At 71.6% G+C, this 24,767-nt stretch carries 18 protein-coding genes and 1 pseudogene; 3 read left to right on the plus strand and 16 right to left on the minus strand.

The window, feature by feature from the left end; genetic code table 11:
- Positions 1-29: 29 nt before the first annotated feature.
- The 3 genes from ACZ49J_RS18450 to ACZ49J_RS18460 form a co-directional block, all read right to left on the minus strand.
- Positions 30-1,880 carry an acetolactate synthase large subunit gene (locus tag ACZ49J_RS18450; protein WP_467449200.1) on the minus strand — a complete coding sequence of 617 codons (1,851 nt, stop codon included), beginning with the start codon at positions 1,878-1,880 and terminating at the stop codon, positions 30-32.
- 246 nt (positions 1,881-2,126) lie between these two features.
- The gene (locus ACZ49J_RS18455) at positions 2,127-5,312 is read right to left on the minus strand and encodes a putative bifunctional diguanylate cyclase/phosphodiesterase (protein WP_467449203.1); all 3,186 of its coding nucleotides are present in this window, start codon (positions 5,310-5,312) and stop codon (positions 2,127-2,129) included.
- A 400-nt stretch (positions 5,313-5,712) separates the two neighbouring features.
- Positions 5,713-6,666, minus strand: coding sequence for a 2-hydroxyacid dehydrogenase (locus tag ACZ49J_RS18460; protein WP_467449205.1), 954 nt, complete (start codon positions 6,664-6,666; stop codon positions 5,713-5,715).
- Positions 6,667-6,741: 75 nt separating this feature from the next.
- Between ACZ49J_RS18460 and ACZ49J_RS18465 the strand changes: the two genes are divergently transcribed.
- On the plus strand, positions 6,742-7,740 hold the full coding sequence (locus ACZ49J_RS18465) for an aldo/keto reductase (protein WP_467449325.1): 999 nt from the start codon (positions 6,742-6,744) through the stop codon (positions 7,738-7,740).
- Positions 7,741-8,053: 313 nt separating this feature from the next.
- On the plus strand, positions 8,054-9,202 hold the full coding sequence (locus ACZ49J_RS18470; RefSeq protein ID WP_467449209.1) for a PQQ-dependent sugar dehydrogenase: 1,149 nt from the start codon (positions 8,054-8,056) through the stop codon (positions 9,200-9,202).
- A gap of 61 nt (positions 9,203-9,263) precedes the next feature.
- Here ACZ49J_RS18470 and ACZ49J_RS18475 read toward each other — a convergent pair whose 3' ends face one another.
- The 12 genes and pseudogenes from ACZ49J_RS18475 to ACZ49J_RS18530 form a co-directional block, all read right to left on the minus strand.
- On the minus strand, positions 9,264-9,518 hold the full coding sequence (locus tag ACZ49J_RS18475) for a DUF6191 domain-containing protein (RefSeq protein ID WP_467449211.1): 255 nt from the start codon (positions 9,516-9,518) through the stop codon (positions 9,264-9,266).
- Between the two features lie 46 nt (positions 9,519-9,564).
- On the minus strand, positions 9,565-12,633 hold the full coding sequence (locus ACZ49J_RS18480) for a helix-turn-helix transcriptional regulator (RefSeq protein WP_467449326.1): 3,069 nt from the start codon (positions 12,631-12,633) through the stop codon (positions 9,565-9,567).
- Positions 12,634-12,803: 170 nt separating this feature from the next.
- On the minus strand, positions 12,804-12,998 hold the full coding sequence (locus ACZ49J_RS18485; protein ID WP_467449212.1) for a hypothetical protein: 195 nt from the start codon (positions 12,996-12,998) through the stop codon (positions 12,804-12,806).
- 200 nt (positions 12,999-13,198) lie between these two features.
- On the minus strand, positions 13,199-13,837 hold the full coding sequence (locus ACZ49J_RS18490) for a hypothetical protein (RefSeq protein WP_467449214.1): 639 nt from the start codon (positions 13,835-13,837) through the stop codon (positions 13,199-13,201).
- Between the two features lie 72 nt (positions 13,838-13,909).
- Entirely contained in the window at positions 13,910-14,476 is a 567-nt protein-coding gene (locus ACZ49J_RS18495) for a GNAT family N-acetyltransferase (RefSeq protein WP_467449216.1), read from the minus strand.
- The gene (locus tag ACZ49J_RS18500) at positions 14,454-16,775 is read right to left on the minus strand and encodes an MMPL family transporter (RefSeq protein WP_467449218.1); all 2,322 of its coding nucleotides are present in this window, start codon (positions 16,773-16,775) and stop codon (positions 14,454-14,456) included. Before ACZ49J_RS18500 ends, ACZ49J_RS18495 begins: the two co-directional genes overlap by 23 nt.
- 311 nt (positions 16,776-17,086) lie before the next feature.
- The gene (gene gatB / locus ACZ49J_RS18505; protein WP_467449219.1) at positions 17,087-18,601 is read right to left on the minus strand and encodes an Asp-tRNA(Asn)/Glu-tRNA(Gln) amidotransferase subunit GatB; all 1,515 of its coding nucleotides are present in this window, start codon (positions 18,599-18,601) and stop codon (positions 17,087-17,089) included.
- A gap of 15 nt (positions 18,602-18,616) precedes the next feature.
- A complete protein-coding gene (locus ACZ49J_RS18510) occupies positions 18,617-18,856 on the minus strand; it encodes a hypothetical protein (RefSeq protein ID WP_467449221.1) in 240 nt (79 codons plus the stop codon).
- Positions 18,853-20,349: an Asp-tRNA(Asn)/Glu-tRNA(Gln) amidotransferase subunit GatA gene (gatA, locus tag ACZ49J_RS18515; RefSeq protein WP_467449223.1), complete on the minus strand. Its 1,497-nt coding sequence runs from the start codon at positions 20,347-20,349 to the stop codon at positions 18,853-18,855. Before gatA ends, ACZ49J_RS18510 begins: the two co-directional genes overlap by 4 nt.
- A 7-nt stretch (positions 20,350-20,356) precedes the next feature.
- Positions 20,357-20,653: an Asp-tRNA(Asn)/Glu-tRNA(Gln) amidotransferase subunit GatC gene (gene gatC, locus ACZ49J_RS18520; RefSeq protein ID WP_467449224.1), complete on the minus strand. Its 297-nt coding sequence runs from the start codon at positions 20,651-20,653 to the stop codon at positions 20,357-20,359.
- A 43-nt stretch (positions 20,654-20,696) separates the two neighbouring features.
- Positions 20,697-21,232, minus strand: a pseudogene (locus ACZ49J_RS18525) (cupin domain-containing protein).
- Between the two features lie 49 nt (positions 21,233-21,281).
- The gene (locus ACZ49J_RS18530) at positions 21,282-21,653 is read right to left on the minus strand and encodes a DUF4267 domain-containing protein (protein ID WP_467449226.1); all 372 of its coding nucleotides are present in this window, start codon (positions 21,651-21,653) and stop codon (positions 21,282-21,284) included.
- A gap of 87 nt (positions 21,654-21,740) precedes the next feature.
- On the opposite strand from ACZ49J_RS18530, the gene ACZ49J_RS18535 reads away from it, so the two are divergent.
- Positions 21,741-22,325: a TetR/AcrR family transcriptional regulator gene (locus ACZ49J_RS18535; protein WP_467449228.1), complete on the plus strand. Its 585-nt coding sequence runs from the start codon at positions 21,741-21,743 to the stop codon at positions 22,323-22,325.
- A 103-nt stretch (positions 22,326-22,428) separates the two neighbouring features.
- On the opposite strand, the gene ACZ49J_RS18540 is transcribed toward ACZ49J_RS18535, so the two are convergent.
- On the minus strand, positions 22,429-24,702 hold the full coding sequence (locus ACZ49J_RS18540) for a putative bifunctional diguanylate cyclase/phosphodiesterase (protein ID WP_467449229.1): 2,274 nt from the start codon (positions 24,700-24,702) through the stop codon (positions 22,429-22,431).
- Between the last annotated feature and the right edge of the window lie 65 nt (positions 24,703-24,767).

Below are 24,767 nucleotides of genomic sequence, written 5' to 3' on the forward strand. Positions count from 1 at the left end.
CTTTTACGTCTCTCTCTTACGTCTCTCGCTCAGTCGTCTTCGCTGTCGCCGAAGTCGGGGCGGACGTCCCGGGCGGCCATGATCTCGTCGTTGGATGTGCCGGCGGCGACCATCGGCCACACCATCGCGTCCTCGTGGACGATGAAGTCGATGACGACCGGGCGGTCGTTGATCGAGTTCGCCTCCTCGATGACCTTGTCCAGCTCGTCCGGGGACTCGCAGCGGATCGCGTGGCAGCCCATGGCCTCCGACAGCTTCACGAAGTCGGGGACGCGGGTGCCCCTGGCGTCCGGGTTGACGTCGTCGGGCCCGGAGTGCAGGACGGTGTTGGAGTAGCGCTGGTTGTAGAACAGGGTCTGCCACTGGCGGACCATGCCGAGGGCGCCGTTGTTGATGATGGCGACCTTGATCGGGATGCCGTTCAGGGCGCAGGTGGTGAGCTCCTGGTTGGTCATCTGGAAGCAGCCGTCGCCGTCGATCGCCCAGACGGTCCTCTCCGGGGCTCCGGCCTTGGCGCCCATGGCGGCCGGGACCGCGTAGCCCATCGTCCCGGCGCCGCCGGAGTTCAGCCAGGTCGCGGGCTTGTCGTACTCGATGTAGTGCGCGGCCCACATCTGGTGCTGGCCGACACCGGCGGTGAAGATCGTGCCCTCGGGGGCGAGCTGTCCGATGCGCTCGATGACGTGCTGGGGGGAGAGCGAGCCGTTGTCGGGGTGGTCGTAGCCGAGCGGGTAGGTCTCCCGCCAGCGCTTCAGGTCGGTCCACCAGGCGGTGTAGTCGCCCTGGTTGCCCTCGCTGTGCTCCTTCTGGACGGCCTGGATCAGGTCGGCGATGACCTCGCGGGCGTCACCGACGATCGGCACGTCGGCGGCGCGGTTCTTGCCGATCTCGGCGGGGTCGATGTCGGCGTGGACGATCTTGGCGTGCGGGGCGAAGCTGTCCAGCTTGCCGGTGACGCGGTCGTCGAAGCGGGCTCCGAGGGCGACGATCAGGTCGGCCTTCTGCAGCGCGGTGACGGCGGTGACCGAACCGTGCATGCCCGGCATTCCCACGTGCAGCGGGTGGCTGTCGGGGAATGCGCCGAGCGCCATCAGGGTGGTGGTGACGGGCGCTCCGGTGAGTTCCGCGAGGACCTTCAGCTCGGCGGTGGCGCGGGACTTGATGACGCCGCCGCCGACGTACAGGACGGGCCGCTTCGCGGCGGTGATCAGCTTGGCGGCCTCCCGGATCTGCTTGGCGTGCGGCTTGGTGACGGGCCGGTAGCCGGGCAGGTCCATGGTGGGCGGCCACGAGAAGGTGGTCTTCGCCTGGAGGATGTCCTTGGGGATGTCGACCAGGACCGGTCCCGGGCGGCCGGTGGAGGCGATGTGGAACGCCTGCGCGATCGCCCGGGGGATGTCCTCCGCCTTGGTGACCAGGAAGCTGTGCTTGGTGATCGGCATGGTGATGCCGACGATGTCCGCCTCCTGGAAGGCGTCCGTGCCGATCGCCTTGGACACGACCTGCCCGGTGATCGCGACCAGCGGCACGGAGTCCATGTGCGCGTCCGCGATCGGCGTGACCAGGTTGGTGGCGCCCGGCCCGGACGTCGCCATGCACACCCCGACCTTGCCGGTGGCCTGCGCGTAACCGGTGGCCGCGTGGCCGGCGCCCTGCTCGTGACGGACCAGCACGTGACGCACCCGCTTGGAGTCCATCATCGGGTCGTACGCCGGCAGGATGGTGCCCCCGGGAATACCGAATACCGTGTCGGCCCCGACCTCCTCGAGCGAGCGGATGAGGGACTGCGCGCCCGTCACCTGCTCGACGGTCGTGCTCTGGGGTCCTCCGGATCGGGGCCGCGGCTGCGGATGGTGGGCCCCGGTGGCCTGCTCGGTCATCGGCATTCTCTTCTCGATGCTGAGGTGTTGTGCGAGGGTTTTTGCGAGGTTTGTTCGGTGTGCGACAGGTGCCTGTGCAACAAAAAACCCCTCGTGCCATAAGGCAAGCGAGGGGAGCGCGCCGGGTACGGTCGCTGGGAGTTCCGGTGGGTCATCCGGTGGGCCCCAGCTTCAGCCGACGCGCTTTCCAAGTACGAGAATTCGGGTGCGCATGGCACAGACCCTCTACCCGGCACGCATCACGTGTCAAGTGGGTGGGACGGGAGTCTCATTATGTGAGCTGAAGGGCGTAGTGCCTCCGTAGACCGCGGGCACACCGCTGGTGTAGCCTCCCGCGCCCCTTTCCAGGGTTCGCTCGCCTCTCCCGCCGCCCGCGAACGCGGGTTCCGCCGGCCCGTGGGGCACCGGGTAGGGCCCCGAGGAGAGTGCCCGGCGCAGCCGGTACTCGTCCAGTGGTGCGGAGAAGGCGGCTCCCTGTCCGTGGCTGCAGCCCATGGCGCGCAGGGCGATCACCTGCTCGGGAAGGTCCACTCCGTCCGCGAGCGACTGCATGCCCAGGTCGGACGCGATCCGCAGGAGCCCACTGGTGATCTTGTGCAGGCGCGGTGACTCGACGATCCCCTCGACCAGACCCCGGTCGAGCTTGAGGATGTCGACGGGGAGTCGCCGAAGCGCCGTGAGCGCCGCGTGGCCACTGCCGAACCCGTCCAGAGCGATCCGGACGCCGAGCCGCCTGAGGGTGTTCAGCCGCCGCTCCAGGTCGTCCAGGCAGACCGGCGGGTCGATGTCCGCCAGCTCGATCACCAGGGCGCCGGAAGGGAGCCCGTGGCGGGTCAGGAGCGCCTCGACGGAGCCGACCGGCAGCGAGCGGTCCAGCAGGCGCCGGGCGCCCATCCGGACGGTCACGGGCACGCCGACACCGGCCGCCGTGCGCTCGGCGGCCTGCTCGACGGCCTCCTCCAGCAGCCAGCGGTCGAGCTCGGCGGTCTTGTCCCTGTCCTCCGAGCCCCTGAGGAACTCGGCGGGGGTGAAGAGCACCCCTTGGGAGGAGCGCCAGCGGGCCTGCGCGGTGACCGACGTGATCCGGCCGTCCTCCAGGGCCACGACGGGCTGGTGCAGCAGCGTGAACTGGCCGTCGCTGAGGGCCGCGCGCAGCCGTGTGGCCAGCTCGGCCTTCCGTACGACGTCCTGCTGCATCTGCGGGGCGTAGAGCTCGACGCGGCCCTTGCCGGAGGCCTTGGCGCGGTACATGGCGAGGTCGGCGTTGCGCAGCAGCTCGCCCGCGCCGAGGCCCGGCTCGGCGAAGGCGACGCCGATGGAGGCGGCCACCCGCACCTCGTTGCCCCCGATGGTGTACGGCTGCGAGAGGGCGATCCGGAGCCGGTCGGCGAGCTCGAAGATGTGCCGCTCGCGGGCGGCACGGTCGCGGGTGTTGTCACCCGCGATGAGGGCCGCGAACTCGTCACCGCCCAGACGGGAGGCGGTGTCCCCGTGCCGGACGGCGTCCTGGAGTCTGCGGGCGGCCTGGACGAGCAGCTCGTCCCCGGCCTGGTGGCCGATCGTGTCGTTCACGGCCTTGAAGCCGTCGAGGTCGATGAAGAGGACCGCCGTGTTGCGCAGGGCGAGGCCCCGGTCGGTGGCGCGGCGTCCGGACAGGGCCTGCTGCACACGCTTGGTGAACAGCGCGCGGTTGGGCAGGTCGGTGAGCGGGTCGTGCTCGGCGTTGTGCTGGAGCTGCGCCTGGAGGCGCACCCTTTCGGTCACGTCCCGGCTGTTGAAGATGAGGCCGCCGTGGTGGCGGTTGACGGTGGACTCCACGTTCAGCCAGCCGCCGTCGCCGGACCTGAAGCGGCACTCGATGCGGGTCGTGGGTTCTTCGAGGGGGCTGGCGGCGAGGAAGCGGCGCACTTCGTGCACCACGCAGCCCAGGTCCTCCGGGTGGATGAGGCCCGCGAGTTCGGTCCCGACGAGTTCCTCTGCGGGGAGCCGGTACACACCGGCGGCGGCGGGGCTGACGTACCTCAGGATGCCGCTGGGGGCGGCGATCATGATGACGTCGCTGGAACCCTGTACCAGGGAGCGGAAGTGGTTCTCCTTCTGGGCCAGCTCCTGGGTGAGGGTGATGTTGTCGAGGAGCATGATGCCCTGGCGTGCGACGAGGGCGAGCACGACGGTGCAGGCGGTGATGAGCACCACGCGGTCGACGCTGCGGCCGTTGAGCACGGTGTAGAGGATGCCCAGGGTGCAGACGGCGGCGGCCAGGTAGGGAGTCAGCGCGGCCAGCGACCCGGCGATCGGGCGGGTGGCGGGACCGCGGCTGAGCCCCACTCCCTGGAGGAGCATGTGCACATCTCCTCCCTGGTGTCCGTCGTGCCGGTCTGCTTCGGGTCGGTGGGCTTCGTGCCGTGGGGTTTCGTGCAGTGGGGTTTCGTGCCGTGGCGTTTCGTAACGTGCGGTTTCGAGCCGTTTGGTCTCGTGCTGCTGCCCAGGGGTGTGCTCGTGCGCCACGCGCGTGTGCCCGTCGGAGGTGTGCCGGTCCGCGGTGTCCCCGGCCGCGTCGTGCCTGTCGGCGGCCGGGCGGGCCCGTCGGTGGCCGACCCAGGGGGCGTACGCGAGGAGCAGCGAGCCCGCGAACCAGCCCGCGTCGAGCAGCTGGCCCGAGCGGTAGCTGCTGTGCACCAGCGGTGAGGTGAACAGGGCGTCGCACATCACCGTGAGGGCGAGGGCGCCGATCGCGGTGTTCACCGCCGAGCGGTTCACCGACGAGCGCCGGAAGTGCAGGGCGAGCACCATGCTGACCAGCGCGATGTCGAGGAGCGGGTAGGCGAGCGAGAGCGCCGTGTGCGCGACGTCGCCGTTGTTCTTGGCGGTCTGCGCGAGGGCCAGACTCCAGGAGAGCGTGACCAGGGAGCCGCCGATCAGCCAGGCGTCCAGCGCCAGGCAGACCCAGCCGGCCTTGGTGACGGGCCTCTTGGCCAGGACGAGCAGCCCGACGATGGCGGGCGGCGCGAAGCACAGGAAGAACAGGTCGGCGTAGCTCGGGTCGGGCACCGGGCGGCGCAGCACGACCTCGTACCAGCCCCAGACCAGGTTGCCGAGCGCCGCCATCGTCGAGGACAGCGCGAACATCAGCCAGGCGGGCCGGAAGCGGCTGCGGCGGGTGCGCGCGTAGCGGAAGCAGGACACGGCCGCGACGAGGGCCGCGGCGCTCAGCCCGAAGTCACCCATGATGAGCGCCACGTACGGCGAGCCCCAGCCGAACGCGGAACCGACGGCGTATCCCGAGCACACCAGGGCCAGGACGAGCTGCGCACGCACGCTCCGCACGGAGCGGCCGCGCAGGGCCGGCCCGCCGGACAGCAGCGGGCCCGCCAACGGCTGCGCCGGCAGCGTCGGGTTGAGCCCGGGGGCGGAGGACGACCGGGCGCTCACCGGACCTCCTCCGGTGCCGCTCCCGCGTCCCGCCGGTCGCGGTGCGCCGGAGGGGTGTGCCTCCTGCGACCGCCGTGCCTGCGGAGATGGTTCCCGAGATGTCCGTGCTGCCCGTGCTGTCCGTGGCGGCTGTGATCCTGTCCGGCTGTCGCGCCCCGCGAGGATCGCCGTCGGCGGCCCCGCCGCGTCGGATCGTTCGTCCCTAGGCCGTGCATCGCCCGTCGCCCCCCTCGCAGTCGCATGTCCATCCCCGGCGCCGAACGGTGCGCGGCGCAGCCCCTGTCGGGACGATACACCAGTCTCGTCACTCAGGGACATAGCTTCTCTACGCTCCGTGACGATCAAGCCCGATACGGACACCATCCGCATCCGGGGGACTGCGGAGGGTGCCCGAAGTGGATTAGGAGTTCGCCGTATCGCCCGTCGTAAGGACCACGTTCCGCAGCGGCCGCCGGTTCACGAACCGATTCAACTGGTCCACCAGAAGCCTCTTCGCACGCGGCAGGAAGGCGGACGTCGGGCCTCCCACATGAGGGCTGATGAGCACGCCGGGCGCGTGCCACAGGGGGTGCCCCTTGGGGAGGGGTTCGGGGTCGGTGACGTCCAGAGCCGCCGTGAGGCGTCCGGTCTCCAGCTCGGCGAGGAGCGCCTTGGTGTCGACGACGGGACCGCGCGCGACGTTCACGAGCAGCGCTCCGTCCTTCATACGGGCCAGGAACGCGGCGTTCACCATGCCGCGCGTGGCCTCCGTGAGGGGCGTCGACAGGACGACGACGTCCGCTTCGGGCAGCAGGGAGGGCAGTTCGGTGAGCGGGTGCACCGGTCCGCGCTCCGTGGTGCGCTCTGAGCGCGCGACGCGCGCCACCCGCGCCAGTTCGAAGGGTGCGAGCCGGTCCTCGATGGCGGCGCCGATCGACCCGTACCCCACGATGAGCACGGACTTGTCGGCGAGCGCCTGGCGGAACCCGCTCCGCCACTCCTGGCGCTCCTGCCCGCGCACGAAGTCGGGGACGCCCCGCAGCGAGGCGAGTATCAGCGTGAGGGTGAGCTCGGCCGTGCTCGCCTCATGCACACCGCGTGCGTTGCACAGCCGCACGCCGGGGCGCAGGTACCTCAGGCCGGGCTCGACGTGGTCGATGCCGGCGGAGAGCGTCTGCACGACCTGCACGGAGGCCATGCCGGGCAGCGGCCGCTGGGAGATCTCGGGTGCCTTCATATAGGGCACGACGTAAAAGACGCACTCGCCCGGATCACCGGGAAACTCCTGGTCACCATCCCAATAGCGGTAGTTGGGTCCTATGGGGAGCCCCTCGATCTCGTCGGCGCGGAACGGCAGCCACACGTCACCAGTCATGCTCAGGAGGCTATGCGAAGCCTCCCCGGCCGCAGAGGTTAGTTTGGGGTGCCAGGAGAGGGAGGGTACGACCAGGTGGAGCGCAGGACGATCGGCGCGGCGACGCTCGAGGTGGGGGCGGTGGGTCTCGGGTGCATGCCGATGAGCTGGGCGTACTCCGGGTCGCGGCAGCGGGGCGAGGAGTCGCTCCGGGCGGTGCACCGCGCGCTGGACCTCGGCTCCACTCTCCTGGACACGGCCGACATGTACGGGCCGTTCACGAACGAACTCCTGGTGGGCCGCGTCCTGAAGGAGCGCCGCGCGGAGGCCTTCGTGTCGACGAAGGTCGGTCTGCTGGTCGGTGAGCAGCACATCGTGGCGAACGGCCGCCCCGGCTATGTGAAGCGCGCCTGTGACGCCTCCCTGCGCCGCCTCCAGACGGACGTCATCGATCTCTACCAACTGCATCGCGCGGACCCCGAGGTGCCCGTCGAGGAGACCTGGGGTGCCATGGCGGAGCTCGTCCAGGCGGGGAAGGTGCGCGCGCTCGGCCTGTGCGCGGTGGGCGCGCGGGCGGGCCGCCGTGGCGGAGCGCGGCTGCATGACGGGACGATCCGTCAGCTGGAACGCGTCCAGCAGGTCTTCCCGGTCAGCGCGGTCCAGGCGGAGCTGTCGGTGTGGTCGCCCGACGCCCTCGACGCGCTCCTGCCCTGGTGCGCGGCCCGCGGCGTGGGCTTCCTCGCCGCGATGCCCCTGGGCAACGGCTTCCTCACCGGCACGCTGACGCCGGGCCAGGGCTTCGAGCGCGACGACATGCGAGCCCGGCACCCCCGTTTCACGGCCGAGATGATGGCGGCCAACCAGCCGATCGTGGCGGGGCTGCGCAGAGTGGCGGCACGCCACGGCGGCGGTGTGACGCCGGCCCACGTGGCCATAGCCTGGGTCCTCGCCCAGGGCGCCCACGTCGTGCCGGTCCCCGGCACCAAGCAGGAGCGCTGGGTGACACAGAACGCCTCCGCCGACGCCCTCCACCTGACCCCGCAGGACCTGACCGAACTCGCGGCCCTGCCTCCTGCCCAGGGGTCGTGGGACTGAGAGCGCCTGTCAGCCCGTCCGGCGCTTGAGGACGCCCGTGAGGGCCGCGGGGAACTGCGCGACCAGTCACACCCAACCCGCACCAAACCACCCACCCCGGACACCCCGCCCCGGGGGCATGGGGGCGGAGCCCCCGGGGCGGGACGGGTAGGGGCGGCGGGGGCGAGAAAACCGTCCGCGACCGCCCCGGAAGGAAGGCTCCCGCCGAAATGTACGGCTCAATCCGCCGAAGCCGGAACGCGCGGGGCACTCGCGGCGTAAGAACAGGTAGTGGCTCCACGTCGAAGGGACCTTGATCGTGCAACGTCGAGCTGTGACGGCCGCGTTGGCCGCGGCCGTACTCCTGGTGACAGCCGGTTGTTCCTCCGACGACGGTGACGAGCCGGACACCGGTGGGACCTCGGCCGCGAACAGTGAGAACTCCGGGTCCTCTCCGGAGGAGCGCACCGAGGAGAGCGCCCCGCCCGCGAAGGGCTCGGTGAAGGTGGTGCGCACGGTCACCGAGGACCTGAACAGCCCCTGGGGCCTCGCCCCACTCCCCGAGGGCGGACTGCTGGTGTCCTCGCGGGACGAGGGCACGATCACGCTCGTCGACGAGAAGAGCGGCAAGAAGACGGAGCTCGGCGAGGTCCCCGGCGTCTCCCCCGCCGGCGAGGGCGGCCTCCTGGGCATCGCGGTCTCCGCGGACTACGCGTCGGACCACATGATCTACGCGTACTTCACCTCGGAGTCGGACAACCGCATCGTGCGCATGCTGTACGACCCCGAGAAGCCGTCGGGCGAGCAACTGGGCGCCCCCGACACGATCGTGCGCGGCATCCCCAAGGGAACGAACCACAACGGCGGCCGCCTGGCCTTCGGCCCCGACAAGATGCTGTACGCCACCACGGGCGAGCGGTACGAGGGCCCGCTGGCCCAGGACAAGAAGTCCCTCGGCGGAAAGATCCTGCGGATGACCCCGGACGGCGAGCCTGCACCGGGCAACCCGTTCGGTGACTCGCTCGTGTACTCGTACGGCCATCGCAACGTGCAGGGCGTCGCCTGGGACACCAAGCAGCGTCTGTGGGCGTCGGAGTTCGGCCAGAACACCTGGGACGAGCTGAACCAGATCAAGCCGGGCGGCAACTACGGCTGGCCGGACGTCGAGGGCAAGGCGGACGAGTCCGGCTTCGTCGATCCGGTGGCCCAGTGGCGCACGGAGGACGCGTCACCCAGCGGTGTCGCCATCGCGGAGGGCTCGGTCTGGATGGCGGGCCTGCGCGGCGAGCGCCTGTGGCGCATCCCCCTCGACGGCACCAAACCGTCCGCCGACCCCCAGGCCTTCCTGACGGAGGAGTACGGGCGTCTGCGCACGGTCGTCTCCGCGGGAGGAGACAAACTGTGGCTGACCACGAGCGAGACCGACGGCCGCGGCTCACCCGGGGACGGCGACGACAAGCTCCTCGAGCTGCGGGTGAAGTAGCCCTCGGGAGGAAGCAGCCACGGGAAGTGGGCCGCCGGAGCGCCCGAGCCGCCGGTGGGCCTCAGTCCTCGTCCGGTTCTCCCCCACCCGGATCTCCTCTGTCCGGATCTCCCCTGTCCGGTTCTCCCCCGTCGGGCTCCCCCTCGTCGTGGGCACGGGCGGGTGGGCGTATGACCGCCGTGCCCGAGTCCAGGTCTATCGGCCCCCGCCCGGGGTCGCTGTCGCCGACGTCCACGCGGGTCGTCTCCAGGCGGTTGCGTTCGTCGCGGGTGTGCTTGCGTCCCGGCGCGAACAGTTCCTCGAACGGGTTGAACACGAGCCCTCCCCCGGACCGGCCGCACCGGTCCTCGCCTCTGCGTCCCTCAACGCGATCCTCCCACCGGAAGCCGCTCGCCGGCCCCTGACGGGAACAACCGCAGCCGATGCGCCACCGCCGCCGCCTCGCCCCGGCCCGAGACGCCCAGCTTGGCCAGGATGTTGGAGACGTGGACGCTGGCCGTCTTGGGGGAGATGAAGAGCTCCTCCGCGATCTGGCGGTTGCTGCGGCCGGCGGCGACCAGGCGCAGGACGTCACGCTCGCGGCTGGTGAGGCCGAGGGCCTCGACGGGGTCGTCCGGAGCCGGGGCCGACGGCTCGGGGGCGCGGGCCAGGGTCAGCCGGGCGCGCTGGGCGAGCAGGGCGACGGAGTCGGCGAGGGGGCGGGCGCGCAGGTGGTCGGCCACGGCCGCGGTCAGGCGGAGGAGTTGCGTCGCGCGGTCCCGGCTGTCCTCGTCGGCGCCGGTCGCGAGCAGCGACTCGGCGAGCCGGTACCGGACGCGGGCGAGGTCGTACGGGCGCTCCAGCGGCTCGAAGACGGTCACGACCTCCGACCAGGTCTCCGGTTCCAGTACGCCCTCGGCGCGGCGGAGTTCGGCCCGCACCCACTTCTCGTACGCGAGCCAGACCGGTACGTCCGTGGTGAGCTTTCTGACGGCCTCGAAGACGCTCGACAGGACCTCTGCGCGCCCCTCGTCGGCGAGCGGCAGCCCGCGGGCGTCGGCCTCGGCCGTGACCGCGGCGAGCACCAGGGGCCAGGCGAGGCTGTGCGTGCCGGGCGGGAAGCCGGCGTCCAGGGCCTGGCGCAGTGCGGCGCGGGCGTCGAGGAGCCGGCCTTCGGCGGCGGCGACGGCGACGGTGAGTGCGGCCAGCGGGATGTCGTTTTGGGGCTGGGGGTCGTGGGTGCCGGTGGAGTCGCGGGCGACGGCCAGGTGGCGGGCGGCTGCGGCCACGTCGCCCCGGGCGAGCTCGATGGTCGAGAGGTGCGCGGAGCCGCCGGCGCGTGACCTCACACCCGGTGCCCCGCTGATCGCGTTGGCCGCGGCCTCGGCGGCCTCGTCCCAGCGGCCCAGCGGGAAGAGCGACTCCGCGAGGTTGCTCCAGACCCACGTCTCCGACTCCGACAGGCCCATCCTGCGAGTGAGTTCGATGCCTCTGCGCCCTACCTCGACGGCTTCTCGGGAGCGGCCGAGGCTCTCCAGTGCCGACGGCAGGTTCACATAACTGCGGCCCACGAGGGACGTCAGCGAGCGCTTCTCCGCCTGGTCCCTGACCGCGTACATCTCGGCGAGTCCCGCGTCGATGTCCCCCGCGCCGACCATCAGGCCGCCGAGCGTCAGGCGTGCGCTCAGTTCGATGTCCTCGGCGCCCACCATGCGTGCGTACTCGACGGCGCGCTGGGCGTCGGAGAGCGCCTCGGGTCCGGGTGAGTGGAGCATGGACCAGCCCGCGGCCCTGTCCAGTACCTCGGCGTGCACCTCGGAGGGGGGCAGTCCGCGCACCAGTTCCTGCGCGGTGCCGAGCTCCTTCCACCCGTCGCCCCGGGCCAGGCCCTGCACCAGCAGGGAGCGCTGGACCCAGAACCAGGCCGCGCGCAGGGGGTCGCCGTCCTCCTCCAGGAGGTGCAGGGCCCGCTTGGTGATCTTCAGGGCGCGTTCGCGCTCCCCGCACAGCCGGCCCGCGACGGCGGCCTCGGCCATGAGGTCGAGGTAGCGCAGGGGTGTGCTCTCCGGGTCGCCGCCGCAGGGCGGGTAGACCTCGGCGTAGTCGACGGGCCTCAGTCCGGCCCGTACGGCGTCGGGGACGGCCTCCCACAGCTCCATGGCCCGTTCAAGCAGCCGCAGTTGCTCGGAGTGGGCGTAGCGGCCGCGGGCCTCCACCGAGGCGAGGAGGACGGCGGGGAGCGCCTTCGCGGCGTCGTGGGCGTGGTACCAGTAGCTGGCCAGGCGAGTGGCGCGGCCGTCGGCCGGGACGAGTGACGGGTCGGCCTCCAGTGCCTCGGCGTACCGGCGGTTGAGGCGGGAGCGCTCGCCGGGCAGCAGGTCGTCACTGACGGCCTCGCGGACCAGGGAGTGCCGGAAGCGGTAGCCGTCGCCGTCGGGCACGGCGAGCAGGATGTTGGCGCCGACGGCGGCCCGCAGCGCTTCGATGAGCTCGTCCTCGGGGAGCCGGGCGACGGCCGTGAGCAGGCCGTACTCGACGGTGGAACCGCCCTCGGCGACGATGCGGGCCACACGCTGGGCGTCCTCGGGCAGCGTCTCGACACGTACGAGGAGCAGGTCGCGCAGGGAGTCGGTGAGGCCGGTGCGGCAGCCCTCCTGGGTGGCGACGGCCAGTTCCTCGACGAAGAACGCGTTGCCGTCGGACCGTTCGAAGATCTCGTCGACCTCGGCGGGGTCGGGCTCGGCGGCGAGGATGCCGGCGAGCTGGCGGGCGACCTCGGCGCGGTTGAAGCGGCGCAGTTCCACGCGGCGGACCGTGCGCAGGCGGTCCAGCTCGGCCAGCAGCGGGCGGAGCGGGTGGCGGCGATGGATGTCATCGGCGCGGTAGGTGGCGACGACGACCAGGCGGCCGGTGCGCAGCGTGCGGAAGAGGTAGGCGAGGAGGTGGCGGGTGGAGGCGTCGGCCCAGTGCAGGTCCTCCAGGGCGACGACGACCGTGCGGTCCGCGGCGACGTGCTCCAGGAGGCGGGCGGTGAGTTCGAAGAGGCGGGCCGTGCCCTCCTCGTCGTGCCGGCCGTCCGGTCGGCGGGACGCTTCGCCCAGCTCGGGCAGGAGCCGGGCCAGCTCCGGCTCCTGTCCGTCGGCCGCGGCGGCCACCTCGTCCGGGAGCTGCCGGCGCAGGGAGCGCAGAGCGGTGGAGAAGGGCGCGAAGGGCAGCCCGTCGGCGCCGATCTCGACGCAGCCACCGAGCGCGACGACCGCGCCGTCGCGGCGGGCCGCGGCGGCGAACTCCTCGATCAGGCGCGTCTTGCCGACTCCGGCCTCGCCACCGAGCAGTAACGCCTGCGGCTCTCCCGCGGCGGCGCGGGAGAGCACGTCGCGCAACACCGCCAGTTCGTCGGTGCGGCCGACGAACACCGGGCTGACGGATTTCATCTCCACGCTGCCGAGCATCGCACGCGGGTCCGACAGCGCGGCACCGAATATCGGGATGACAGCGCCGGGGCGGGCGCGCACCGGCGCGGCGGTCCCCGCACGGGGTGGGCGGACGCTCACCGAGCGGCCAGGACGGCCTGCCACGGGACGGCCGCCCACCCGACGGCCGCCCTCCCCCGCCTCCGGGCTCACGCGGCGCGGGTGAACCGGTGCCGGCGGGGGCGTGGCCGGGGACTGTCCGGCCTCCCCTCGGCGTCGTGCCGCCGGGACTTCCCGCGGGCGGCGCGGCGCACCTCGCGGGCGAGCCGGTGCTCGGCGGCCTCGCGCATCAGCTCGGCGGACCGGATCTGCTGGAGCTCGTGGCGGAACTCGTGCGGGAACATGGCGCACTCCTCGTGACGTGTCGGTTTCGGGCTCGCTCGCTTGTCGCGATGCCCCAACCTTCGTCTCCAAGGCGGGTGCGCCACATCGGGAGAGTTCCGCATCTCGCACGGGAGAGGGGCCTTAGGTTTCGCCGTACGACGCGCACGGCGAACCTAAGGCCCCTCAGAGCCGCGAGGACATGCCTCCTCGTGCGGCGGGCTCAACCCGTCGTCGGCATGGCGAGCAGGATGTTCGAGACCTTCAGGGCGGCGAGCACCAGGCCGAGGAAGCCCAGCGAGATGCCCGCCCAGGCGGCCGACTTGATCCACGGCGTCTGCGGCGCCCGGTCGGGGTCGCCGAACGCGGGCCGGACCAGCACGGCGACCGCCACGAGCAGGGCGACCAGCGCGAACAGGCCGCCGACCAGGGCGTTCACGTTCCAGGAGTCGGCGTACACCTGCTTGATCTGCGAGGCGACGCTCGCGCCCTGCTGTGTGGCCTCCAGCTGGCCGTACAGCGAGTCGCGGGCCTGCGCGACCGTGCCGAGCCAGCTGCCGGTCAGCGAGACCAGACCGAGCCCGACGGACACGATGGCCGCGGCGCCCTGGCCGACCCCGGCGGAGGCGTCGGAGGCGCCCTTCCCGCGGAGGGCCACGAGTTCGTCGTCGGTCAGGTCGTCGAGGTCGTCCGTCTCGTCGGCGGTGGCCTCCCCGGACGTCCCTCCCTCGGCCCCGGAGGCCTTGGTCTCCGCGGCCTCCTCGCTCTCCGTGGCTTCCTTGGTGACGTCCACCGCCTCCTGGTCGCGCTGTGCCTCTGCGCCGGTCTCGACCCCGGCCTCGTCAACTGTCTTTGATCCCATGCCTCGCACCGTACGGACGCTGTCTGAGAAGTCTCTTAATGATCGTTGTGAGCAGTACGCGTGCGCGTGGGGTCATCGTTCCGTACGCGCGCGTGCCTCCCGCCACTCGGGCGCGAGGACCGACCACACCTCGGAGTCCTGGCGTACGCCCCGGTAGGGGAATCTCTGCCGCAGGACACCGTCGCGGCTCATGCCCAGCCGCCGCGCCACGTTGATGCTCGGTTCGTTGGCGGACGACGCGACCCACTCCACACGGTGGATGCCGCGCTCGTCAACCGCCCAGTCGATGAGGACCCTCATGGCCCGGGTGATCAACCCCCGTCCGGAGGCTGCCGGTTCGAGCCAGCAACCGACCTCGCACGTGCCGTTCGCGGCGTCGAAGATCCGGAAGAGCACACCGCCGACCAGCTTCCCCTCCAGCCACAGCCCGTGCAGGCTGCCGGTGTCGGCGGCGCGCTTGTCGGCGTACGACTGGAGGAGTTCCCGCGCGGAGTCCACGTCGGTGGCCTTGGCGCCCCAGGGGATGTGCTGTCCGATGAACTCGCGCCCCCGGTCGAGGTGGGCCAGGAACTCCTGGGCGTGCCAGGGGTCCAGAGGCCGCAGTTCGGCTCCGTCGTCACCCAGGGATATCGCGTACATCCTCTTGTCGCTCCTTCACCAGTAGGACCAGTTCGCCGTCCGGCGAGTCCTCGGTGACCGGATGGTCACCGTCCGCTCGCTGCCCGGGGATGGTCGCACGGGAGGGTTCGTCCGCGCCGGTCTTTTCGGCGTCGGCGGTGACGGCGGCGGCGCGCAGCTCGGGCGGTTCGATGCTGATGCGCGGCATCCGGCGGTCGAGCCAGCGGGGCAGCCACCAGTTGGCGCCGCCGAGCAGGTGCATCAGGGCGGGCACGAGGAGCGTACGGAGCACGAAGGCGTCGAGGGCGACGGCGGCGGCCAGGGCGATGCCGAACATCGCGATGACGCGGTCGCCGCTGAGCACGAACGCGAGGAACACCGAGATCATGATGACGGCGGCGGAGTTGATCACCCGGCTGGTCTCGGCGAGGCCGACGCGGACCGCGCGCCGGTTGTCCCGGGTCTCCAGCCACTCCTCGTACATCCGGCTGACCAGGAAGACCTGGTAGTCCATGGACAGCCCGAAGAGGACCGAGACCATGATCACGGGGAGGAAGGGTTCGATCGGCCCGGCGCTGCCGAGACCCAGCAGTTCGCTGCCCCAGCCCCACTGGAAGATCGCGACCACGACCCCGAAGGCGGAGGCGACGGCGGCCACGTTCATCGCGGCGGCCTTCAGCGGGATCCCGACGGACCGGAAGGCGAACAGGAGCAGCAGGCAGCCGAGCCCGATCACGACGCCCACGAACATCGGCAGCTTGCCGACGATGACGTCCGCGAAGTCGTCGTAACCGGCGGTGACACCGCCGACGTGCACGTCGAGCGAGGTGCCCGACTCGGCGCGTGGCAGGACGTCGTCGCGCAGGTGGTCGACGAGGTCGCTGGTCCGCGTGGACTGCGGGGAGGACTCCGGTACGACGCTGAGGTACGCGGTGTCACCGGCTGTGCTGTACGTCGCCGGGCTCACCGACGCGACGCCCTCGGTGCTTCGGAGGGTGGTGTCGAGGTGGTCGAGGGCGCGCTTGTCCTGGGCGCCGTCGACCTTGGTGACGAGGGTGAGGGGGCCGTTCACGCCGGGTCCGAAGCCGTCGGCCAGCAGGTCGTACGCCTGGCGGGTGGTCGCCGTCTTCGGGTCGTTGCCCTGGTCGGAGGTGCCCAGGTGCAGGCCGAGCGTGGGCAGTGCGAGCAGGGCCATGACGGCGAGCGCGACGGCGCCGAGCTTCTTCGGGTGCCGCTCGACGAAGGCGGACCAGCGGGCGGCGAGCCCGGTGGGCAGCTCCGGCTCGGGACCGTGCTCGTCGAGGTGGCGGCGCTCACGGCGGCTCAGGGCGCGCATGCCTATGAGGGAGAGCAGGGCGGGCAGCAGTGTCACGGAGGCGGCGACGGTGAGGACCACGGTGAGCGACGCGGCGATCGCGACACCGTTGAGGAAGCTGAGCCGGAGGATGAGCATGCCCAGGAGGGCGATGCACACGGTGGCGCCCGCGAAGACGACGGCCCGGCCGGTGGTCGCGACGGCGTTGGTCGCGGCCTCGGTGACGGACAGCCCGCGTTTCAGTCCCCTGCGGTGCCGGGTCACGATGAACAGCGCGTAGTCGATGCCGACGCCCAGCCCGATCAGCATGCCGAGCATGGGCGCGAAGTCGGCGACGGTCATGGCATGGCCGAGGAGCCCGATCCCGGCGTACGCGGTGCCGACGCCGACCAGCGCGGTCGCGATGGGCAGCAGCGAGGCGGCGAGCGAGCCGAAGGCGAGGAACAGCACGACGGCGGCGACGACCACGCCGACCACCTCGGCCATGTGTCCGCCCGACGACTCGGTGAGCCCGATCGCCCGGCCGCCCAGTTCGACCCGCAACCCGTCGGTCTCGGCGGCCTTGGCGGTGTCGACGACCTGCTGGGCCTCGGCCTTGTCCACGTCCTTGGCACGGTGGTCGAAGGTGACCGTGGCGTAGGCGGTGTGTCCGTCCCCGCTGATCTGGCCGGCGCGCGCGCCCTCGTACGGGCTGGTCACGGACGCCACACCGGGCAGGTCCTCGATCCTGTCGAGGGTGCGGGTCATGGTCTGCTCGACGTCGGCGGCCTTCACGGTGCCCTGGGTGGTGTGCCACACGACCGTGTCGCTGTCTCCGCTCATGCGCGGGAAGCCCTCGTTGAGGAGCTGGGTGGCGCGGCTGGACTCGGTCCCCGGGGTCGCGTAGTCGTTCGAGTACGCCGATCCCGCGACGGCCGCGCCGGCGGTGACGCCCGCGAAGGTGAGAAGCCACAGAAGTACGGCGACGAGGCGGTGCCGGACACACCAGCGCGCTAGGGCTGCCACGAACGTGCTCCCTGGGGGTGGGGGGTGGATCTTTGACCGGGAGCAGTTGCCTGGAACCGAACAGCCCGCAAAGAACGCCTGAGCAATGCCCACCACTCTGACAGGCGAAGCTGATCCTTTGTCCGTTTCGTGCCCTTTGTCACAGGGTTTGCGAGCCGGATCACAGGACAGTAACGCCGACTCTGTCGCCTGGCCTGTGCTCCGCCTCCGTTTCCCCGTCGCCCCCCTGTGGGCCCTCTGTGGTCCCGGACACACCTGGGGCGGTGCATCGCAGTCGATGCACCGCCCCAGGGGACAAGCGATACGGCGGATCAGCCCTCGCTGACGCCCAGCTTCTCCAGGATGAGCTCCTTGACGCGGGCCGCGTCGGCCTGGCCGCGGGTGGCCTTCATGACGGCGCCCACGAGGGCACCGGCCGCGGCGACCTTGCCGCCGCGGATCTTGTCCGCGATGGCCGGGTTGCCGGCGATGGCCTCGTCGACGGCGGTGGTCAGGGCGCCCTCGTCGGAGACGACCTTCAGGCCGCGCTTCTCGACGACCTCGTCCGGGGTGCCCTCGCCCTTGAGGACGCCCTCGATGACCTGTCGGGCCAGCTTGTCGTTGAGGGAGCCCTCGGCGACCAGCGCGGCGACCCGGGCGACCTGCTCGGGCGTGATGGGCAGCGCCTCCAGGGACACGCCCGTCTCGTTGGCCGTACGCGCCAGCTCGCCCATCCACCACTTGCGGGCGGAGGCCGCGTCGGCGCCCGCCTCGATGGTGGCGACGATCGGTTCGATGGCACCGGCGTTCAGGATCGCCTGCATGTCGACCGCCGAGATGCCCCACTCCTCGCGCAACCGGTTGCGGCGGGCGAGCGGCAGCTCGGGCAGGCCGGCGCGCAGTTCCTCGACCCACTCCCGGGTCGGAGCGACGGGCACCAGGTCGGGCTCCGGGAAGTACCTGTAGTCCTCGGCCTCCTCCTTCACACGGCCCGAGGTGGTGGACCCCGTGTCCTCGTGGAAGTGGCGGGTCTCCTGGACGATCGTTCCGCCGCCGCTCAGCACGGCCGCGTGACGCTGGATCTCGTACCGCGCGGCACGCTCGACGGACCGCAGCGAGTTGACGTTCTTCGTCTCGCTGCGGGTGCCGAACTTGTCGCCGCCCTTGGGCATCAGGGACAGGTTCACGTCACAGCGCATCTGGCCCATCTCCATACGGGCCTCGGAGACGCCGAGCGCCCTGATGAGCTCGCGCAGCTCGGCGACGTACGCCCGCGCGACCTCGGGGGCGCGCTCCCCGGCACCGACGATCGGCTTGGTGACGATCTCGATGAGCGGGATGCCCGCGCGGTTGTAGTCGAGCAGCGAGTGCGACGCGCCGTGGATACGCCCGGTGGCGCCGCCCACGTGGGTGGACTTGCCGGTGTCCTCCTCCATGTGGGCGCGCTCGATCTCCACGCGGAAGGTCGTGCCGTCCTCCAGCTGCACGTCGAGGTAGCCGTTGAAGGCGATGGGCTCGTCGTACTGGGAGGTCTGGAAGTTCTTCGGCATGTCCGGATAGAAGTAGTTCTTCCGGGCGAAGCGGCACCACTCGGCGATCTCGCAGTTCAGCGCGAGACCGATCTTGATCGCGGACTCGACGCCGGTCGCGTTGACGACCGGGAGCGAGCCGGGCAGGCCGAGGCAGGTGGGGCAGGTCTGCGTGTTGGCGTCCTGACCGAGTTCGGTCGAACAGCCGCAGAACATCTTCGTCTTGGTGCCGAGTTCGACATGGACCTCGAGGCCCATGACGGGGTCGTACGACGCCAGCGCGTCCTCGTACGACACCAGGTCGGTCGTGGTGGTCACGGTGAAAGTTCCCTCTCAGCCCAGCAGGACGTCGTCGTCGCCCCGCCGCTTCAGCTCGCGGTACAGGACGGCGAGGCCGGTGACGATGCCGACGGCGGACACGGCGGCGTCGATCACGACCAGCGTGTCGTTCTCGGCGCGGGCCTTCTTGAGTCGCTTGGCGACGCCGATCGCACCGAACGCGGTGGCGGCCATGGACAGGTACATACCGGACTTGGACTTGTTGAAGCCCTTGGCCTTGGACAGTGCGCTCACAGCGACGGAGCCTCCTCGAGAAGCGGGTGCCCCCACTTTTCCACGTAGGCGGCCTCGACGGCCGCGCCCACCTTGTACAGGCGGTCGTCCTTCAGTGCCGGGGCGATGATCTGCAGGCCGACCGGCAGCCCGTCCTCGGGCGCGAGGCCGCACGGCAGGGACATGGCGGCGTTGCCCGCCAGGTTGGTCGGGATGGTGCACAGGTCCGCCAGGTACATCGCCATCGGGTCGTCGGCGCGCTCACCGATGGGGAAGGCGGTGGTGGGCGTGGTCGGCGACACGATCACATCGACCTTCTCGAACGACTTCTCGAAGTCGCGGGTGATGAGCGTGCGGACCTTCTGCGCCGAGCCGTAGTACGCGTCGTAGTAGCCGCTCGACAGCGCGTACGTGCCGAGCATGATGCGGCGCTTGACCTCGGGCCCGAAGCCCTCGGCGCGGGTGAGGGAGGTGACCTCCTCCGCGGAGTGCGTGCCGTCGTCGCCGGTCCGCAGGCCGTAGCGCAGGCCGTCGAACCGGGCGAGGTTGCTGGAGCACTCGCTGGGCGCGATCAGGTAGTACGCGGAGAGCGCCAGGTCGAAGGACGGGCAGTCCAGCTCGACGATCTCGGCACCCAGCTCCTTGAGCACCGCGACGGCCTCGTCGAACCGCTGCAGCACTCCGGCCTGGTAGCCCTCGCCGCGGAACTGCTTGACGACACCGACGCGCATCCCGGCGACGCTGCCGTTGCGGGCGGCTTCGACGACGGGCGGGACGGGGGCGTCGATGGAGGTGGAGTCGAGCGGGTCGTGCCCGCCGATGACCTCGTGCAGCAGGGCCGCGTCCAGGACCGTACGGGCGCAGGGCCCGCCCTGGTCCAGGGAGGAGGAGAACGCCACCATGCCGTAGCGGGAGACCCCGCCGTAGGTGGGCTTCACGCCGACCGTGCCGGTGACGGCGGCGGGCTGGCGGATGGAGCCGCCGGTGTCCGTGCCGATGGCGAGGGGCGCCTGGAAGGAGGCGAGGGCGGCGGAGGACCCGCCACCGGAACCACCGGGAATCCGGGTGAGGTCCCAGGGGTTGCCGGTCGGCCCGAACGCGCTGTTCTCGGTGGAGGACCCCATGGCGAACTCGTCCATGTTGGTCTTGCCGAGGATGACGACGTCGGCGTCCTTCAGCTTCCGGGTGACCGTGGCGTCGTACGGCGGGATCCAGCCCTCCAGGATCTTCGAACCCACGGTCGTCGGAACCCCGACCGTGGTGAAGATGTCCTTGAGCGCGAGCGGCACACCCGCGAGAGGGCCGAGCTTCTCGCCGCGCTCCCGCTTGGCGTCGACGGCGCGGGCCTGGGCCAGGGCGCCCTCGCGGTCGACGTGCAGGAAGGCGTGCACCTTCTCGTCGACGGCCTCGATGCGGGCCAGGTGGGCCTCGGTGACCTCTACGGCGGTGAGCTCGCCGGAGGCGATCTTCGCGGCGGTCTCGGCCGCCGTGAGCTTGATGATGGCGTCGGTCATGACGTGATCAGTCCTCCCCCAGGATCTGCGGCACCTTGAAACGCTGCTGCTCCTGGGCCGGGGCGCCGGAGAGCGCCTGCTCGGGGGTGAGCGACGAACGGACCTCGTCCGTGCGCATGACGTTCGTCAGCGGCAGCGGGTGCGAGGTCGGCGGTACGTCTTGGTCGGCGACCTCGCTGACGCGGGCGACCGCGCCGATGATGTCGTCCAGCTGGCCTGCGAAGTGGTCGAGCTCTTCGGGCTTCAGCTCCAGACGCGCCAGCCGGGCGAGGTGGGCGACCTCCTCGCGCGTGATGCCAGGCATGCAGCGATCCTCTGGGGTGAGTGTGTGGTGTTTGGGCCCAATCCTATGGGGCGAGGAGCCGTGCCCGTACAACGGTTTGCCGCTGGCGCCTTCCCTCCCACGCCGCGCTCTTGAGGAAGTGGCTGTCGTACAGCTCCTGCACCGCGAGGAGGTTCTCCGGGCTCGCCTCGCCCAGGGCGACGCGCCGGAGATGACGGAAGTACTCGAAGCGTTCGACGCCGGGCGTGATGACGACGAGGATGTCGGCGTCGGCCCGGGGACGGCGGCGAAGGCGTGCGGCCTGCCCGGCGGGACGATGACGAGGTCGCCCGGCTCGGCGGTGACGACGTCCTCGCCGGAGAGGATTTCCACGGCGCCGTCGAGCAGGAAGTACATCTCGGCGGAATCGTCGTGCCAGTGCGGCTTGGCACCGTCCGCGCCCTCCTTGATGGTGACGCGCTGGATGGACAGGGCGCCGCCGGTCCGGCTGCTGTCGGCCGGCAGGCGGATGGTCGCGGGCGCGGGGCCGACGACTTCGGCCTCGGCCTCGGCCTCGCGCACGATCACGGACTCGTCGAACTGCCAAACGAACAGCGACATGGCCAAGACCGCCGGTCGATGCGATTGACGTGGTCGGACGTCGACGTGGTCAGACGAGGAAGAGCAGGGCGGCACTGATCAGCACGACGACCGCGGTGGCGAAGTGGACCCCGAACGCCAGGGCCTTCGTGCCGCCGTGCCGCAGGACTATCAGCGTGTCGACGAGCGGTATGAGTGCCACGCAGAGCATGAACCAGGCCTCGGCACGCGCCCCCACGAAGGCCAGCAGCGCCAGACCCACGATGCCGAACGTGCCGTCTTTGAGGCCCTTGTTGGCGAGGTAGGCGCCGGCGTCGCCGGCGGGGTCCGCCGGGACGCCGTAACCGGCGGCGGCGGAGGCGGGCTGGAACCAGAACCGGTAGCCGAGGAACAGGCAGAACAGGTTGAGCACGATGGCCAGGGTGTACGCGGTGACGGTCATGTCTCTTCTCCTTGCTAGCAGCGCTAGGGACGAGAGCGAAGCTAGCAGAGCATCGACAGAATGGCTAGCGCTGCTAGAATTCCTGGCATGTCGATCCAGACGCGCCGAGAGCGCGAACGAGCGGAGCGCGAGAAGCTGATCGTCACGGCGGCGCGCGAACTGGCGGAGGCCGAGGGCTGGGACGCGGTGACGACGCGCCGCCTGGCGGCGGAGATCGAGTACAGCCAGCCCGTCCTCTACAGCCACTTCAAGGGCAAGGACGCGATCATGGCGGCTGTCGCGGTGGAGGGCTGCGCCGAGCTGGCGGCGGAGCTGCGGGCGGCGCGGCTGGCGGCCGAGGGCACGCGGGCCGGCCTTACGGCGGTGGGCGAGGCCTACACGGCGTTCGCCCGGCGGCGGCCGGCTCTCTACGACGCGATCTTCACGCACGCCGTGGACCTGCCGTTCGCCACCCCGGAGGCCCCCAAGGCCCTGTGGGACGCCTTCAACGAGCTGGCCGCGGCGGTGCAACCGGCGGCGACCGAGGGCGACGACCCGGGCCTGCTCACGGAGACGTACTGGGCGAGCCTCCACGGCCTGGTCACCCTGATGCGCAGCGGCCGCCTGCCGGAGGGCGCGCACGACAGGCGCCTGGAGCTGCTGATCAAGCACTTCGCGGCGGGGGCGAGCTGAGGGCGCGGGCCAAGGCGCGGGGTGGCGCCGACGGCGGGCGGCCCTCATGGGGGAACGCCCGCTTCTCCGCCTGCGTGAACGGGTGGGCCGGTGGCCCGGTGGGCTATTCGTCGGTGGCCGCTGCCGGGAGAGCGGCCGCGGGGCGCTGCCAGCCGCGTGAGCCGCGGGCCCGCAGCCAGGCCGTGGTCTCCTCGGGCGGCATCGCCGCCGCGACCAGCCAGCCCTGTACGGCGTCACAGCCGAGATCGCGCAACCGCTCCCACGTCTCGTCGTCCTCGACGCCCTCCGCGACCACCAACAGCCCCAGCGAGTGCGCGAGATCGACGGTGCACCGCACGATCTCGGCGTCCTCGGTGTCCACGGCCAGCCGCGCCACGAACGACCGGTCGATCTTCAGCTCGCTCACCGGCAGGCGCCGCAGGTGCACCAGGGAGGAGTAGCCGGTGCCGAAGTCGTCCAGGGACATCTTCACGCCGTGCCCGGTCAGCCCGTGCAGGGTGTCGGCGGCCCGCTGCGGGTCCTCCAGCAGGACGTGTTCCGTTATCTCGAGTTGGAGCGCTCCCGCGGGAACTCCGTGACGGGCGAGCCGGGCGGCGACGGAGCCCGCGAAGCCGGGAGTGTGCACGTCACGCGGGGAGACGTTGACGGCGACCGGCACGTACAGGCCCTGGGCGCGCCAGGCGGCGACCTGGCCGAGCGCGGTCTCCAGCACGTACTCCGTCAGGTGCGGCATCAGCCCCGACGACTCGGCGATCGCTATGAACTCGTCCGGCGGCACCTTGCCCCGCTCGGGGTGCACCCACCGGACCAGCGCCTCAAGACCGGCGACCTGCCCGTCGAAGCGGACCTTCGGCTGGTAGTGCAGCTCGACCTCGTGTGCGTCGAGCGCGCGCCGGAGATCGCCCAGCAGGCCGAGGCGGTCTGGGGTGTTGGAGTCCCGCTTGGACTCGTACACCTCCACCCCCGTACGGTCCCGCTTCGCCTGGTACATCGCGACGTCCGCCCGCCGCAGCAGCCCCTCCGCGTCGAGGGCGTGGTCGGGGAAGACGGCGACCCCGGCGCTGGCCTCCAGCACGAGGGTGAGCCCGTCGAGGTCGAGGGGCGAGCCGAGCGCGGCGACGAGGTTGCGGGCGACCCGCGACGCGGACGTCGTGGAGTCGGCGACCGGCAGTAAGACGGCGAACTCGTCGCCGCCGAGCCGCGCGGCCTCCGCCCCGCGCGGCAGCGCCAGCTTCAGCCGGTCGGCGATCTGCAGCAGCAACCGGTCACCGGCCAGGTGCCCGAGTGTGTCGTTCACCGACCGGAAGCGGTCCATGTCGATCAGCATCAGGGCCGCCCGCGCACCGATCCGCTCGGCGTCGTCGAGCGCCGTCCAGGTCCGCTCCAGCAGCCACTGGCGGTTGGGCAGCCCGGTGAGGGGGTCGCGCAGTTGTTCCTCCGCCCGGGCGCGGGCGATCCACAGCGTGGAGTCGAGCGCGATCAGGGGGATGGCGAACAGGGGCAGCAGCAGCGGCTGGGCGACCGCGACCACACAGACGAGCGGCGCGATGCCGAGCAGCGCGACCGCGACCAGCCCCTGTCTGACCAGGGCCGTCCGCGCGATCGTGGGGACGCCGCCGCCACGGGGCGCGTGGAGGTACCAGAGCAGGCCACGGGTGACCACGAGGTACGCCGTGGCCACGAGCACCACCTGGGGTGCCGCGTACACATTCCAACTCTCGGGATTCCACGGCGACTCGACGGACGGCACCCGCCCGAACGCGGCGAGCACGAGCGCGCCGGCACCGATGCCCAGTATGTCGACGGCACCGTGCAGCACGCCCTGCCGCCAGCGGCCCCGGCGTGCGGCACCGACGAGGACGACGACGGTGAGACTGACCATCCCGGCGGGCACCCAGCCGTAGAGCAGCAGGACGGCGAGGGTGAGGGCGGCGCCCGATCCGGTGCCGCCCCACCAGCGGGCCCGCCCCATCGCGACCAGGTGGCCGACGATGACGCCGGACAGCACGGCCAGGGACCAGCCGGCCGTACCGGAGGGGAAGAGCGCGTGATGCCCCGTGAACGCCCGGTAGAAGCCGGCACCGAGCACCGCTCCGGCCACGCCGACGATCGCCGCGGGCACCGCGGGCCAGGACAGGTGCCGCTCCTCGTGTCCCGTGAGGCCCGCGCCGCGCTCGGCACCGGGGTGCGCCGATCCGTGCGCGCCGGGTAGGTGCACCACAGCGCCGCGCACGGCAGCGTCCTCACCACGCACGCGCGCGCCGTTCACGCCCTCCGACGATCGCCCTGCACCCGCTCGCCGGCTGCTCAGCCATGCCCCGGGCACCCGGCGCAGAAGCAGCCGGGAGTCCGGGGCGGCGCTCTCCGTCGGTTCCATTCCCGTCCCTCTCACAGCCGGCCGTGCCCACGCAGCGCGGCCCGATGCTCCCGACAACCATCAAC

The sequence above is a fragment of the Streptomyces sp. NPDC030840 genome (assembly GCF_055572015.1).

Excerpts from the sequence above, each read along its gene's own strand:
- ACZ49J_RS18450 (WP_467449200.1), bottom strand. The coding sequence starts at position 1,880 with ATGACCGAGCAGGCCACCGGGGCCCACCATCCGCAGCCGCGGCCCCGA.
- ACZ49J_RS18535 (WP_467449228.1), top strand. The coding sequence starts at position 21,741 with ATGTCGATCCAGACGCGCCGAGAGCGCGAACGAGCGGAGCGCGAGAAG.
- ACZ49J_RS18530 (WP_467449226.1), bottom strand. The coding sequence starts at position 21,653 with ATGACCGTCACCGCGTACACCCTGGCCATCGTGCTCAACCTGTTCTGC.
- gatC (WP_467449224.1), bottom strand. The coding sequence starts at position 20,653 with ATGCCTGGCATCACGCGCGAGGAGGTCGCCCACCTCGCCCGGCTGGCG.
- ACZ49J_RS18480 (WP_467449326.1), bottom strand. The coding sequence starts at position 12,633 with ATGCTCGGCAGCGTGGAGATGAAATCCGTCAGCCCGGTGTTCGTCGGC.
- gatA (WP_467449223.1), bottom strand. The coding sequence starts at position 20,349 with ATGACCGACGCCATCATCAAGCTCACGGCGGCCGAGACCGCCGCGAAG.
- ACZ49J_RS18495 (WP_467449216.1), bottom strand. The coding sequence starts at position 14,476 with ATGTACGCGATATCCCTGGGTGACGACGGAGCCGAACTGCGGCCTCTG.
- ACZ49J_RS18485 (WP_467449212.1), bottom strand. The coding sequence starts at position 12,998 with ATGTTCCCGCACGAGTTCCGCCACGAGCTCCAGCAGATCCGGTCCGCC.
- ACZ49J_RS18540 (WP_467449229.1), bottom strand. The coding sequence starts at position 24,702 with ATGGAACCGACGGAGAGCGCCGCCCCGGACTCCCGGCTGCTTCTGCGC.
- ACZ49J_RS18490 (WP_467449214.1), bottom strand. The coding sequence starts at position 13,837 with ATGGGATCAAAGACAGTTGACGAGGCCGGGGTCGAGACCGGCGCAGAG.
- ACZ49J_RS18460 (WP_467449205.1), bottom strand. The coding sequence starts at position 6,666 with ATGACTGGTGACGTGTGGCTGCCGTTCCGCGCCGACGAGATCGAGGGG.